The organism is Mucilaginibacter sp., assembly GCF_028288225.1.
Classification (GTDB): Bacteria; Bacteroidota; Bacteroidia; order Sphingobacteriales; family Sphingobacteriaceae; genus Mucilaginibacter.
In genome coordinates this window covers 33,150-47,952 of sequence record NZ_JAQBOC010000078.1, presented here as the reverse complement: position 1 = coordinate 47,952, position 14,803 = coordinate 33,150, and the positions used below count along the sequence as shown (strand labels likewise).

Genomic DNA, 14,803 nt, shown 5'->3' with positions numbered 1-14,803 from the left:
TATTGTTTGAGTGATAGACAATAATTACAGTGAATAGTTTAGTTTATTTTTAATACTTTTTAATAAGTAGCTGTATCAAAGGGTATTTTGTTTAGATTTTTGGGATGATTTGCACATTACGGGCCGTGCATTGTACTGCAATTATACCCTGTGATTAACCCGATGGAAAGCATTTGCACTTATGTTCTTTCTACTTTTTCAACTTACCCAATCCCCCAATCCTGCTTGCATTATCCTTAGCAAAAGTATCCCAGCCTGAGTATGATTTTTTGCTGCCGGAGCTTTTACCTGTGGGGATACGTTGAAATGAATGACAAACGGCTACGGCAAGTCCGTCAGTAGCGTCTAAAAAATCAGGTGTCTCGGTAAATTTAAGCAATGTTTGCAGCATGGCTGCCACCTGTTCTTTTGTGGCGTTCCCGTTCCCGGTAATAGATTGTTTTATCTTACGGGGGGCGTATTCGGTAATTACCAGGTTTCGCGACAGCGCGGCGGCAATGGCCATGCCCTGCGCCCTGCCAAGCTTCAGCATTACCTGGATGTTTTTACCATAAAAGGGGGCCTCAATTGCCAGGCAATCCGGATTATAATTATCAATCAGCGCAACCGTTTTTTCAAATATGCGCTGCAGCTTCAGCATGTGGTCGTCAACCTTTTCCATCTTTACCACACCCAGGCTAATCAGCTCTACTTTTGTACCCACCTCTTTTACCAAGCCATAACCCATCACCACTGTCCCCGGGTCGATGCCTAATATTATTCGTTCTTTTGGGAGTTTCATTTTAGTTCAGTTGGCGGTTTGCAGTGAGCAGTTTGCAGTTATTTAGCTTTTGTTTGCTGCAGTTATTTTCTCCTGCCAACTGCACACTGTCAACTGCAAACTACGGTATTTTTTGGCGGGAATAAAATTCATATTTACACCGATGAGTTATTCAAAGTAAAAACATACTCCCCCCTGCTTATCATCTTTGCGCCCATCGATGCTAAATGAGCGGTATACACCTGGCAATCAATCAACTTATATAAGCCGCTGTTGCATAAATATATCAGTGCCGTTTTTGAGGCATTACTTACTTTGCTAAACATACTTTCGCCGCAAAAAACATGGCCAACCCGCACACCATAAAGTCCCCCGACTAAATTGTCATCCTGCCACACTTCTACAGAATGCGCGTAACCTTTATGATGAAGTTCGATGTATGCGGCCTGCATACCGGCGGTTATCCAGGTACCATCCTGTCCGTTGCGTTCCATTTGGGAGCAGGCCGCTATTACTTTTTCAAAACACTGGTTGGTGGTAACGGTAAACGTTCCTGAATTTAAAACCCGGTGCATAGATTTCGAGATCTTCAACTCCTCCGGGTAAAGCACAAACCTTTCATGCGGCGAAAACCACAGGATAGGCTCATCCTCGCTATACCATGGGAAGATACCGTTTTGATAAGCCAGCAGCAAACGATCTATAGACAGATCGCCGCCTACGGCGAGCAATCCGTCATCCTCGGCAAGCTCCGGATCAGGGAATAACATACGTTCATCAAGCCTGAAAATCATTAAGGCAAATTTATGCCTTATGCCGGATCACCAGCTTTTTATTTTGTGCTTTTGCAACGGCATCCATGTATTGCTGTAACTCGGTATATTTGGCAGCCGGGATCACCTGCCTGGTTAGCTTAAAATTTGCCTTGCTGATAACCTGGTTTTTTGCGGCATCATACGCATAGTTTATCTCGTAGGTGCCATAAGTAAATTTTAAACTTTGATTTGCAGGCAAGGTTTCTACTTCAAAACCTGCGGGAAGGTCGATCGTGGTAACACATGATTTTTGCACCGGTGATTCAAAGTAATAATCTGATTTTCTTTTTTCAAGCACAGGCACTGTTACTCCCCATAGGTCAAATACTTTTGGCCGGTAAAACTGCTTATCCCCGGCAGCAACGTCACAAAATTTATCATATTCCAGCTCCATATTCAGCTCTTTAACGCCATCCCTATCTGTTGATGGTTTAATTTCAAAAGCAGTAGGCTGTTTCATGTTAAGCACGCGCTGAAAAAACTCTTTTTGTTCATCTATTTTAAAGGACTCTACGCCAAAATACTCAGACCGGTACGCACCTGTTCCTAAAATTTTAACCTTTGCTTTTGCTCCGCCATCGGCATCAAGCGCAATGTGTACCTCGCTGTTAAATTGGTTGTCTTCAATAGTGCTGCGCGGTGTATTAACTAATTTGCCCCCGTTTTCGGTAACAAGTAAAGCAGTCCGGTTTTCTGTAGCAACGCCAAGCTTGCCAAATGGTTGTTTATTGCTGGTACATTCAAGCCAGGTGGTGTCTCCCTTAAATGGTATGCATAATATTACATGGTTAAAAGGATCGTAGGGAAATGAAGGGTCAGCCGGCTCTCTGTCTGATTCTGCATTGATCATTGCATAGTAAGAGGGAATATTGACCGCTTTAAGCAGCGCACTCATATAATTGGAAAGCGCCTTACAATCACCATATTTTTTTTGATCAACAAATGTAGCCGGGAAAGGCTTTAAGCCGCCTATCCCCAATTGTATACTTACATACCGCATGTTTTGCTGCAGATATTTATACAGGAATGCAGCTTTTTCCTTATTCGTTTTAATGCTGTCGGTCATTTTCCTTATTTCTGCTTCACGTAGCGGGCTCAAAGAACAAACGTCTGCGTTTAATGTCTTTTGCCAGGCACCATAATTTTGCCAGGTTTTAAAATCACCCGGTACACCATAAAACTCAAACTGATTCGCAGCAAAATATATCACCGGAAAGACTTTCCACCACATTGCACCTTCTTCGGGCTTTATTGCCTTTAAATTTGAAATATGCCATGCATATGTATCAGTTTTTTCAGCATTAGTTTTTTGTGGTTTTATAGATGTATTCCTGGCCAGGGAGCGAAAGCCGGCATCATTACTTATGGAAAGGCGATAATAAGAATTTTGTACAGACTGCTCAGGTTGCTGAATTTGCCAACCTCCAATATTAATTGAACTATTTTTATCTAACTCATATATCATTTCAACCGTGGTTGGGTAACTGACGACAGTATGGCTGATATACATTAACCGTTCATCAGATACAAGCGTTTCATCATCGTCGGCGGCATGCTCATACATATCACTTTTATGATATTTTTTTAATTGCTTACCTGTAGCATCGTAAATAATCATCTCAAATGAACTTACAGCACTGTATTTCTTATTATAGGGCAGGTTTGTCCTGGCTTCATAATTAGCTTTTTCATTCAAAATCGCAACTATGGTATGTATTTTCATAACAGAATGGCCCGGACTCTTAACGTTCACATCCTGCATGCTATAACGCACTACCGAGTTAGCATCTTCCTTTAATGAGTCAGGAATACCCGATGCTACATACAGTTCTTTAGGAATATCTTTTCCCTGCCCATAAGCCACCGTCATCATTAAAAAAGAGGCGGCCGTAAAGCAAAACAAGCCTCTCAAATATTTACAAACACTCATTTTTATATCTTCTTTAATACAATTTGTTCATTCAGCATTTCGTGCATTTTTTTAAAAAAGGCAAAAAAATCTGCATAACTTTCTTTGGAGTATTCGGGTACATTATAGCTAACACTATAGCGCACCACTATTGAGCCATCCTGCTCAATTATCATCCGCTTAAACCCAAAGCTTTTATCGGGCATAGTCATGCTAATGCTTTTTGGCAATGCATCGGTCTTATAACCTGCCGGTATTTTGTAAATGCCATTTATTGAATAGTTACGGCTATAGCCAAAATCAACATCCGTCAACCGGTTTTCGCTCAAAAACGGATTTAATTTTAGTGAGGTAAACAGGTTTGGATTAAGGTAGATATAGGTTTCGTCAGAGCCAGCAAGTTCCAGGTTAAAATCAAGCTTTTGCATCAGCGGCAGCGAGTCAACTTCCATGTTTTCGAGCTTAAGCGCTGCTACTTTTAAGTTATTATCATCATTACGCAAAAAGTCGATATACTTTTTTTCACCATCTCTCTTATAGCGTTCAACCGCATTAATCTTGTTGTAGCTGCTGCTGCTGATCTGGACATTGCCTTCCAGCTTTCCGCCAGCTTTTATATCCGCAGTTATAAAAACCGCTTCGCGAACAGGTATATTCTTTTTCAAAAGAACAATATCATATATGTTTTTTGATTTATCAATATACAATCCCGATGAGTTAAGCAGCTCTGCAGGCGTTTCATTATACATGTTATACTTACCGGTAGCATCAAGTATATAACTTTTTGATGTGTCAACAGGCACATAAACTACGCCCCTGTTAAACTGGACCAACGAAGTATAAAATGGCCGAACCCTGCCATGCTCACGCGTGCTTACCACCATAGGATAGGCTTCTACCCCCGATTGTTTTAGCAGGTGGTAAAGTATAAGATTGATCTCGGTTGAATTACCTGTTTTATTTTCCCAGGCACGGTATGTTCCATCGTTAGTGTACCAATCGTCTCTGCCGTTCCATTTCATCGCGGTTTTTACTTCACCAAACAGGTAGGCTATCCGCGCATCGGTTGATTTGATAGCTTTTGCTTTTGCTATAATAGCTTCCTCGCCGTTTATTTTTCTTTTAAGCTGTCCACCAAAATCGTCATCTTCCATCAGCCTGGTACCCACTTTTGCCCAGGTATCTGAAAGTGATTTTGCAAATCCACCAATGGGCTTCACCGAAACCAGTTGAAAACGAATCGCCTGCACATTATCACGAAAGGATGACATATAAGGCTCATCAGGCAATGAATGGATATTAGCCATTCCGCGCACTTCGTTTTCAAGGTTATACGGATATGCCTGGCCCCCGTCCAGCAAGCTCCTGCTATCAGATGTATTGATATGTGTTACCAAAGGCGCAGTAATACGCGAATTTGCCCTGAAATAAAAAACATCAGGGATCGAGGTTTTAAACTCACTGTATCGCACCGGTATTTTTTCCTGGAAATCCCAATCGGGGAAATCATAATATGAGTTTGCATTTAAATTATACTTATACTCTATCACGCAGCCTGGCTTTATATTAGGGAGTGTGAATGTTATTTCGCTCCGGTATTTATCAATGATCTTCGTATAGATAAGCTTTTTATCTAGTTTGGTGATCTCTGGTTTGCCATCAACAAAGTTGATAGTTTCGGCCTGGATGCCGGTGATATATTCAAGGTGGTCGCCGCTATAATATTTAATATGCACATCAGCCTCGCCTTTCCCATTGTCATTAAAGATCTTAACCCGTTTATGGATCTCTTCGGTAATAGACATAAGGTCAGCACCGAAATAAACATTGCCTTTTTCAAAAAGCACCTCGGCATTGGCGTCCTTTTCAAAATCGCAGGTTTTAAGCTCAAGGTCGGCGTTGTCAATTTTGCCGAAGGCTGGCATTATAAGGGCTGTTGTGGCAGACTTTTGGGCCTTAACAGAAAAGCATAGCGCACACAGCACTAAAAAGGGTAAAAATTTATTCATTGTGATATATTTTGGTATGGTAATTTAACGGTTTGGTTTTATTTCTTTATTGTGTTTAGTATGATCAGGTTATTAATAAGCGGCTTTATATTTTTTTTAATACAATTTGTTCATTCAGCATTTCATACATCTTTTTGTAAAAATCGTGGATACCGGGGTATTCGTCTGCTGTAAAAATTGCTCTTTTAAAATCGATAAGATATCGCACAAGGATTGATCCGCCCTCTTCAGCATCTATACGTTTAAAGGTTATGCTTGTATCAGGCATTGACATTGAGACACCTTTGGGTAACGATTCAACCTTATAACCTGCCGGGATTTTGTAAAGGCTTTTAATTGAATAGCTGTTTAAGTTGCCAAAATCAATTGCCGCCTGCCTGTTTTCGCTTAAAAACGGATTACTGGTAAATGATGTAAACAATGTAGGGTTTACGTATATATAACTTTCATCAGAACCGGTAAGGTCAAGCTGAAAGTTTAAACTTTCGGTGAGAGGCAATGTATCTGTTTCAAGGTTTTCTCTTTGCAGTGAAAGTATCCTGATGTTATTATCATTATTTCTAAGCTCATCTTTATACTTCAATTCCCCAAGTTTTGCATATCGCTGTAAATTGTGCGTTTTGTTGCTGCCTGAGCTAAGTATATGTACGGAACCGTCTAATTTCCCATCGGCTTTTATTTGTGCATTTACAATTACCACTTTTTTTACCGGTACTCCATCCTTTAAAATTTTAAGCTCATAATTTTTCTTATCCGGGTCGAGTAATAATGAGTAACAGTTTAACAAGTTAAATGGGACCGCATTATAAATATTGAATTTATTACTGGCGTCAAGAACCAGGATTTTTTTTGCAGCAGTTGTTAAACTTAATACCAATGTGTTAAAGTCGTTCATGTCGGGCTGTTCAAGCTCAACCCGGCCATTATCGCGGGTGCTTACATAGGTTGGGCAGCATTTAAAGCCGGCCATCCTCAAAAAGTTGTAAAGTATAAGATTTATTTCGGCACTGTTACCCTGTTTCATTTCCCAGGCTTTTTTTACGCCATCCTCCGTACCCCAATTGTTTTCACCAGTCCATTTAACAATATTCTTAATCTTATTAAAAATAAAGCTAATTTTTTCCTCATCTGTTGGCAGTAACTTTGCTTCGGCCAACAGGTTATAGTCATCCTTTAAATTTTTATTAAGCTGGTCATCAAACCCCTTGTAATTGAGCCTCAAACCAGCAAGGATAGACCATGATTGAATGCGTGGGCGAATATTATTATAAGGCGTTTGGATTAGCGAAAAACGTATGTTTTGAATATTATCCCCAGAACAAGTGGTGTAGGGCTCATCTTTAAATGACACAATATTTTTTACAGCCCATAAGTAATGGATGCCAATTGAATCATCCACAGAACCGCGTATGGCTTCTTTAATGTTTTTGTAATATCCATCATAAACTCTTGGGAAAATTTTATAGATGAATCCATTTGATATGTTTGCACTAAGTTCGCTGTATCTTACCGGCAGATCGCCCTGAAAATCCCAGTCAGGGATGGCGCCGGCATAATCAATTGTAAGCTTATAGGTGTATTCGATCACTGACCCTGCTTTTGCAGCAGGGAAGCTAAATGTTAGCTTCTTTGTGTTTTTGTCAGCGGCCTGTTTATATATCAGAGACTTGTCAACGGGGGTAACTTTAATTGCTTCATGATCAAGATTAATAGTTTGCGCTTCAATATCGCTCACTTTTTCAAAGTGGTCCCTGCTGTAATACCCAATAGTAACGTTGGCGGCTTCAAGCCCCTTTTCAGAGAAAATTTTTATTCTTTGGTGCCTGTTAACGGTAGTTATAGAATTTACGGTATTTATTTCTGTTTTATCAAACAGCACCATAGCGCCGGCACCCTTTTCAAAATCGCACGAAGTTAGCTTCAGGTCGGCTATGTCGATCATGCCATAAGGTTGGGTTTGCCCTTTCAGAATTATTACCGCACAAAGCAACAATAAGAGCACAAATAGTCTTTTCAATTAATAGGGTTTACACATCGAATATAATAATATTTTAAATTATTAAAATAATTTAAACCGATGTTAAATAATTAAATCTTTTAAGGCTGATTAGGGCCTGATTTGCTGCTAATACCAGTTCCGTGATCTCCTTACAAAACAAAAAAGACGCGAAGTATCGCGTCTCCTACAAAATCTGTTTGTAAAACTCCCCTTTAGGGGCCGGGGGCCTCTTATTTCGGCATTCTCCGCATCATGTTAGCCATGGCTGCGGGGTTACTCATTTGCTTCATCACCTTGCGCATATCTTCAAACTGCTTTATCAGGCGGTTCACCTCAGTTAAGTTGGTGCCCGAACCCAGGGCTATGCGATTACGACGGCTTTGATTAATACTATCGGGATTGCCTTTTTCGTACGGCGTCATTGATTGGATGATGGCTTCAATGGCTTTAAATGCATTATCATCAACCTCCACATCCTTCATCATTTTGCCCACCCCGGGGATCATGCCCATCAGGTCTTTCATGTTACCCATTTTCTTGATCTGCTGGATCTGGCTGAAAAAGTCATTAAAGTCGAACTTGTTTTTGCGGATCTTTTTCTGCAGCTCGGCAGCTTCCTTTTCGTCGAATTGTTGCTGTGCACGCTCAACCAGCGAGATCACATCGCCCATACCTAAAATACGGGAAGCCATACGATCAGGGTGGAAAACATCAAGCGCTTCCATCTTTTCGCCGGTACCGATGAATTTTATAGGCTTATTAACAACAGACTTAATAGAAAGCGCCGCACCACCGCGGGTATCGCCATCAAGTTTTGTTAATACAACACCGGTAAAGTCAAGGCGGTCATTAAATACTTTGGCGGTATTTACGGCATCCTGGCCGGTCATAGAATCAACCACGAACAAAATTTCCTGTGGTTTTACTGCAGCTTTTACCTGCTCAATTTCCACCATCATGGCCTCGTCTATCGACAAGCGGCCCGCGGTATCAATTATCACTACATTATTGCCATTTTGTTTTGCTAACGCGATACCTTCGCGGGCAATAGCGATCGGATCTTTCGATTCCAAATTTGCATAAACAGGCACATCAATCTGCTTGCCTAAAACCTGCAGCTGCTCAATAGCCGCCGGACGGTAAACGTCATCAGCAACCAGCAATACTTTTTTGTTTTTACTTGTTTTTAAGTAATGGGCCAGCTTACCGGTAAATGTTGTTTTACCCGCACCGTTTAGCCCGGCAATTAATATAATGGTTGGATTAGATGATAAATTAAGTTCTGCCGTGCTACCGCCCATAAGTTCGGTAAGCTCATCGTTCATGATCTTGGTGAGCAACTGGCCCGGCGAAATAGCGGTCAGCACATTCTGGCCTATGGCTTTTTGCCTTACCTCATCGGTAAAGGTTTTGGCCGTTTTATAGTTAACGTCGGCATCCAAAAGGGCCTTGCGGATCTCCTTCATGGTTTCAGCCACGTTTATTTCAGTTATAGTTCCCTGCCCTTTTAATACTTTAAAGGCCCTGTCGAGTTTATCCGAAAGATTTTCAAACATTATACTTATCTAATTTTGAGGATACAAAGGTAAGATTTTGAAACAAATTGACTGAATGAGATTTTACCTTTATGCTTGCCCATAGAAACCGGCACTTTTTAGTTTGCAGTTAACGGTTTGCAGTGGGCATTGATTTTGCCGCGGGTTAGTGGTTTGCACAATTTGCGCCAGCCGGACAACGCCCGAAATATTAATTCATCGTCCCAATTGCGATACACCCCGCCTTTGTAACAATTGTAATAAGGTATGTGACAGAGCGTATGCAATACGCCCCTACGGTTGTTGCAATTAAAAAAAAACCGCTACATTAGTTTTTCCAATTAAACCATTTACTATACCTGTTATGACAACCACAAAAAAACAATTTGCCGGAGGCTTATTTATAAGCTTTTCATTAATTTTTTTATTAACATGCACCAATGCCAACGCCCAAACAAAAGATGGCTGGCGACAACTATTTAACGGTAAGGACCTTAACGGCTGGAAACACGTTGGTCCCGGCAGCCGTTACGTTAAGGATGGCGTGACTGGCAGCCATGGCGGCATGGGCCTGGAGTACTGGACGAAAGAGAAATTCAGTAATTGCACCATCCGCGTGGTGTATAAAATGGAAAAGTTCAACAGCAATTCGGGCGTTTTTATCCGCATCCCTATTGAACCACGGGAGGAATGGATGCCCGTATTTTATGGCTACGAGGTGCAGATAGATAATCACCCGGAAACCTCAAAGGAGGATGATCATCACATCACCGGCACTTTGTATTCGCTGACCAAACCGCTGGCTAAACCCGGCAAGCCCGGCCCCGAGTGGAACACCATGGAGATCACCCTTGATGGCCCGCGCACCATAGTTACCGTAAATGGCCAAAAAGTTACCGACTATAAAGAAGGCGACCCAACCCCGGCCCGTAAGTTTGATTTTGAGCCATACCACGGCATCCGCCCTAATGAAGGCTATATTGGTTTGCAAAACCATGGCAATGATGATGTTGTGTTTTTTAAGGAAGTATCTGTTAAACCGCTAAAAAAATAAACCGCCATGGACGAGACTAAAAAAACTAATGCCATTACCCGCGGCAACTTTATTAAAAAAGCGGCCATAGCTACCGCCAGTTTTTATATTGTACCGCGCTATGTGCTGGGTGGCAAGGGCTACACTGCCCCAAGCGATAAGCTGTACATTGCTGCCGTTGGCTGCGGCGGCGAAGCTGAGAATGATATTCACCATTATGCTACTGCGCCTAAGAAGAATGCCGAAATGGCTTTCCTTTGCGATGTTGACGACCGCATGGCTGCACCGCGCCGCAAGGAATTTCCCAAAGCGAAGTTTTACCACGACTGGCGCGAGATGTTTGAGAAGGAAAGTAAAAACTTTGACGCCGTTACGGTGGCCATCCCGGATCATAATCATGCATTAGTGGGCCTTAGCGCCATGCAGCTGAAAAAACATTTATACCTGCAAAAACCCCTTACGCACGATATTTACGAGGCACGCATATTAACCGAAGCCAGCAAAAAATACCAGGTAGTTACCCAAATGGGCGACCAGGGTGCAAGCTGTGACGGCATGCGTACCATGCGCGAGTGGTTTGAAGCCGGCCTGATTGGTGATATTGAAAAAGTTTATTGCTGGACCGACCGCCCCGTGTGGCCTCAAGGCATTGCCTGGCCAAAGACGAGTCCGCCTATACCTAAGGAGCTGAAGTGGGACCTGTGGCTGGGTACGGCTAAGCAAACCAATTATATTGATAACCTGGTGCCTTTTAACTGGCGCGGCTGGTGGGAATTTGGTACCGGCGCGCTGGGCGATATGGGCTGCCACATCATGGGTCCACCGTTTAAATTGCTGGGGCTGGGTTATCCTACTGAGGTATCCGGCAGCGCAAGCACCGTGTACCAGGGCATTTTTAAGGAAGGCATTTACCCCGAAAGCGGGCCGGTATCAAGCTCTATAAAATTTAACTTTGTGCAGAAGAGCGGCAAACCGCTGGATCTGTATTGGATGGACGGCGGCATAACGCCCGAACGCCTTTCAGAACTGGATCCGTCTCTAAATATGAACGAAGCCCTGGGCGACGTTCCCGAAGAAAAGGATTTTGAGGGTTGTACCCTCTTCATCGGCACCAAGGGAAAGGTTAGCTGCGGATGGGGTGGCAGTCACCCACGGTTGTTGCCGCTGGCGCTGAACAAGGATGTACATGTGCCCGAAAAATATCCGCGCATACAGGGCGGGATGGATGGCCACTGGTGGCAATGGGTGGATGCCAGCATTGCCGGTTATGGCAAAATGGAGGTCGACTCGCCGTTTGTGGGTTATGCGGGACCGCTTACTGAAACTGTACTGATGGGTAACCTGCTGTTGCGCACCTTTAACCTGCGCGAAAAAATAAAACGCAACGACCCTGTTTATGGCAACATGGAAGGCTACAAATTCAGCGGACGATATACCTCGCTTAAATGGGATGGCGAGAATATGAAGATCACGAATTTTGATGCCGCTAACCAGTATATTAAACGGGAGTACAGACAGGGTTGGGGTGAGTTGAAATTGTAGTTGGCAGTTTTGAGTTAGCAGTTGGCAGCAAGAGATTAGTTGCAGTGGGTAGTGGCGGCAGCAGGTATAAAAAACGCCATGCTGCTGACACGAAGAATCTTATGCATAGCGCAGGAACGCCGGACAAATCTAACGGCGACCTGTCAATTGGATAAGATTCTTCGCTCTCGCTCAAAATGACAAATTGTGTATTGTATTAATTGGGATTTTACGCAGGGCAAACGCATTAAAATAAATCATTTTTCTTATGGCCCGCTAAGCAAATTTGCAGGAGGCTCCGATGGAGCCTTATAAACCTTTAGCAAAATTTTCTATAAACAGGCTGCTCCTCTGGAGCTTGTTAAATGATTTAATGCCGGTTTTTCACTCCGAAGGAGTATCCTGTTTGTAGAAAACCGCAATATTCCTGTTTGGGCTCCATCGGAGCCTCCTTTTAATGCGTTTGCCCTGGGGTTTTACGTCAAACCTACTGTTTCTCAAATCTGGCTGCCCAGCCACCGCCTGATGCCATTTTTATGTTCAGCTTGTCTTTTGCGGTTACTGTTATGGTTTTTGTGATGTAATCAGTTGCATCGCGACCGGCATTTACGCCGTCTTCAAATATGGTGGCCTTATAATTTCCATCGCCCAAAAAAGAAAGATCAACGGCTATCTCGCGGGCATTCCAGTTGGTCATGGCGCCGGCATACCAGGTTGAACCTTTTTTGCGAGCTATACTTACAAAGTCGCCTACCTTGCCGTCAAGGGCAACAGTAGCATCAAATATAGTTGGTATTTCAGCTATAAAATTAGTACTTTCCTGCTCGCGCTGGTAAATGGTTGGGTTATCACTAAGCATTTGCAGCGGGGACTCAAATATAGTATACATGGCCAACTGGTGACAACGGGTACCCTGTGTCATCGGGTTTGAATTTACCGGCCTGAAGGCATCTTTTGACGCATTGCGCATCCCGCCAGGCGTGTAGTCCATTGAGCCCGACATCATCCTGATAAAAGGAATGCTTACATCATAGCCCGGCTGATTATCTGTTCCCCATTTCATATTCTCCAGACCTTTAACCCCTTCGCAATTGATGATATTGGGCCAGGTACGCTGCATGCCGCTGGGTTTGTACATGCCATGATAATCAATCAGTAAATGATGGGCAGCAGCTTTTTTGGCGATGTCATACAACGAGCTTACCATTTTCTGATCATCACGGTCAATAAAATCAACCTTAAAACCTTTAACACCCATCTTTTCAAACTTTGCTAAAAGCCCTTCCGTATCGCGGGTTATAGCATACCAGGTTGACCATAATATAACACCTACATTTTTTTGTTTGGCATAATCAACTATCTGCTGCACATCAAGCTTGGTTTTGTTAAGGTCGTGATCGTCAGACCATCCTTCATCTATAATAATATATTCAAGCTTATTTGCCGCCGCGAAGTCGGTATAATACTTATAAGTTGGCACGTTAATACCAGCCTTAAAATCAACATGGGTTATGTTCCAATCGTTCCACCAGTCCCAGGCTACTTTGCCGGGCTTTATCCACGAGTAATCTGTTATTTGCGATGGTTCCGCCAGCTTCTGCATCATATCATTATCAGCCAGCTGCCTGTCTTCGGTACTTATCACCACCACACGCCACGGAAAGCTGCGGGTGCCGGTGGTTTTGGCAATATACTCAGCACGTTTGTTTACCACATAATTAATGCCTTTAATAGCCTCTTCAGTTGGATATGGTGAAAATACGCCATGCAGGTTATTGCCTTCGTCGGGAGTTAGGTACATGCCGGGATAGTCCTGCAGATCAGCCTCCAGGATCACCGCTTTTTTAGGGCTGCCAATATCAACCAGGATGGGTAAAAATGCAAGCGTATCCTTTTTTATGGCTGATAAGCTGATATTATCGTAATGCGCCTCGAAAGAAATATTGAACTTATCCTTATTGCGGAAATCATTTACAAAAGGTAAAAAAGCCTTGTAATCACCCTTAAAATTAAAATTAGCTTCTTCGTTTACTATCGTGATATCTCCTTTTTTCTGCGTGATAAAACGATAGGCGGCACCATCATTATACGCCCTGAAAACAAGATTATAGTCACCTTTAAAGCTGATGGTTAGCTGGTTATAATTATCCTGAACCTGTGTCTTTTTATAAACAGGTGTTTTAATAATTGCATTGGCTGAATTAGCTGCGGTTTTTTTTACCACGGCATTTTTGCCTAAAACCACGCCATTATCCAAAGTCATTGAAATTGCTGACGGCAGTATCACCTCAGTATCCTCATGCTTAACCGACCAGCTAACAGCAGCACCTGTAGTTATGTTTATACTGATCTTTCCGTCTGGCGATTTTACCTGGTAGGTTTTGCCTGATTGAGCCAGCGCAGCGCATAACGGAAATGTTAAGCACAACAGCAGTAATACTTTAAATTTCATTGGATTAATGGTTTATTGGTTTATAATTATCCGAAGCTAAATAAAATAGGTGAATAATTAATGTAGGTTTGACAATTTTTAGAAAAAGGTTTAGTTGTTTCAGTGATTTAAGGGTTTTAACTACTTCAACACTTACAACGTTTACAACAGCTGTATCGCTTGTATCATTGTACCGTGTAATACAGTGATACAGTACAGCGAGTTTACAACTATTTCAACCTAACTGTATCGCGTGTATCGTTGTACCGTGTAATACAGTGATACAGAACAGCTATCTAATTAGTCCCGGGCAATCAAGGGTTAAGGCAATCTAAATAGAATAGTAGTATAATATATTAATCTATATTTTATTATATTATACCTGTCTATTATCTATTAAACCATAAATTCAATGCCATTTAATAAAATTGATATTGTAAACTTTTGCATTGCAATAAATTACTGACTGTATCACTGTATCGTTGTATTGTGTGATACAGTGATCCCGAAAGAGAAAGTCTATAACTGTATAAGCTATTATTTTTATTGTTGTATCACTGTATCGTTGTATTGTGTGACACAGTGATACAGACGATACAACAATCCCGAAAGGGAAAGCCTATAATTTGTATAAGCTATTATTTTTTATTGTTGTATCACTGTATCGTTGTATTGTGTAATACAGTGATACAGTGATCCCGAAAGAGAAAGGCTATAACTGTATAAGCTATTGTTTTTTATTGTTGTATCTGTATCGTTGTATTGTGTAATACAGTGATACAGGCGATACA

The 14,803-nt window shown here is 42.1% G+C and carries 9 protein-coding genes; 2 read left to right on the top strand and 7 right to left on the bottom strand.

The window, feature by feature from the left end; translation table 11 throughout:
* Positions 1-190: 190 nt before the first annotated feature.
* The 6 genes from ruvC to ffh form a co-directional block, all read right to left on the bottom strand.
* The gene (gene ruvC / locus JWQ54_RS23250) at positions 191-781 is read right to left on the bottom strand and encodes a crossover junction endodeoxyribonuclease RuvC (RefSeq protein ID WP_299589950.1); all 591 of its coding nucleotides are present in this window, start codon (positions 779-781) and stop codon (positions 191-193) included.
* Between the two features lie 134 nt (positions 782-915).
* The gene (aat, locus tag JWQ54_RS23245) at positions 916-1,554 is read right to left on the bottom strand and encodes a leucyl/phenylalanyl-tRNA--protein transferase (RefSeq protein ID WP_299589949.1); all 639 of its coding nucleotides are present in this window, start codon (positions 1,552-1,554) and stop codon (positions 916-918) included.
* Positions 1,555-1,564: 10 nt separating this feature from the next.
* The gene (locus JWQ54_RS23240) at positions 1,565-3,505 is read right to left on the bottom strand and encodes a DUF3857 domain-containing protein (protein WP_299589948.1); all 1,941 of its coding nucleotides are present in this window, start codon (positions 3,503-3,505) and stop codon (positions 1,565-1,567) included.
* 2 nt (positions 3,506-3,507) lie between these two features.
* Complete coding sequence (locus JWQ54_RS23235) at positions 3,508-5,493, bottom strand: DUF3857 domain-containing protein (protein WP_299589947.1); 1,986 nt, start codon at positions 5,491-5,493, stop codon at positions 3,508-3,510.
* Positions 5,494-5,578: 85 nt separating this feature from the next.
* Complete coding sequence (locus JWQ54_RS23230; protein WP_299589946.1) at positions 5,579-7,510, bottom strand: DUF3857 domain-containing protein; 1,932 nt, start codon at positions 7,508-7,510, stop codon at positions 5,579-5,581.
* 212 nt (positions 7,511-7,722) lie between these two features.
* Positions 7,723-9,048: a signal recognition particle protein gene (gene ffh / locus JWQ54_RS23225; RefSeq protein ID WP_299589945.1), complete on the bottom strand. Its 1,326-nt coding sequence runs from the start codon at positions 9,046-9,048 to the stop codon at positions 7,723-7,725.
* A gap of 343 nt (positions 9,049-9,391) precedes the next feature.
* Here ffh and JWQ54_RS23220 point away from each other — a divergent pair, with 343 nt between their 5' ends.
* Together JWQ54_RS23220 and JWQ54_RS23215 are read left to right on the top strand one after the other, a co-directional pair.
* Positions 9,392-10,081 carry a DUF1080 domain-containing protein gene (locus JWQ54_RS23220; protein WP_299589944.1) on the top strand — a complete coding sequence of 230 codons (690 nt, stop codon included), beginning with the start codon at positions 9,392-9,394 and terminating at the stop codon, positions 10,079-10,081.
* 6 nt (positions 10,082-10,087) lie between these two features.
* Positions 10,088-11,602: a Gfo/Idh/MocA family oxidoreductase gene (locus tag JWQ54_RS23215; protein ID WP_299589943.1), complete on the top strand. Its 1,515-nt coding sequence runs from the start codon at positions 10,088-10,090 to the stop codon at positions 11,600-11,602.
* A 466-nt stretch (positions 11,603-12,068) separates the two neighbouring features.
* Here JWQ54_RS23215 and JWQ54_RS23210 read toward each other — a convergent pair whose 3' ends face one another.
* The gene (locus JWQ54_RS23210; protein ID WP_299589942.1) at positions 12,069-14,033 is read right to left on the bottom strand and encodes a glycoside hydrolase family 97 protein; all 1,965 of its coding nucleotides are present in this window, start codon (positions 14,031-14,033) and stop codon (positions 12,069-12,071) included.
* Positions 14,034-14,803 lie beyond the last annotated feature (770 nt).

Excerpts from the sequence above, each read along its gene's own strand:
- ruvC (WP_299589950.1), bottom strand. The coding sequence starts at position 781 with ATGAAACTCCCAAAAGAACGAATAATATTAGGCATCGACCCGGGGACA.
- aat (WP_299589949.1), bottom strand. The coding sequence starts at position 1,554 with ATGATTTTCAGGCTTGATGAACGTATGTTATTCCCTGATCCGGAGCTT.
- JWQ54_RS23240 (WP_299589948.1), bottom strand. The coding sequence starts at position 3,505 with ATGAGTGTTTGTAAATATTTGAGAGGCTTGTTTTGCTTTACGGCCGCC.
- JWQ54_RS23235 (WP_299589947.1), bottom strand. The coding sequence starts at position 5,493 with ATGAATAAATTTTTACCCTTTTTAGTGCTGTGTGCGCTATGCTTTTCT.
- ffh (WP_299589945.1), bottom strand. The coding sequence starts at position 9,048 with ATGTTTGAAAATCTTTCGGATAAACTCGACAGGGCCTTTAAAGTATTA.
- JWQ54_RS23220 (WP_299589944.1), top strand. The coding sequence starts at position 9,392 with ATGACAACCACAAAAAAACAATTTGCCGGAGGCTTATTTATAAGCTTT.
- JWQ54_RS23215 (WP_299589943.1), top strand. The coding sequence starts at position 10,088 with ATGGACGAGACTAAAAAAACTAATGCCATTACCCGCGGCAACTTTATT.
- JWQ54_RS23210 (WP_299589942.1), bottom strand. The coding sequence starts at position 14,033 with ATGAAATTTAAAGTATTACTGCTGTTGTGCTTAACATTTCCGTTATGC.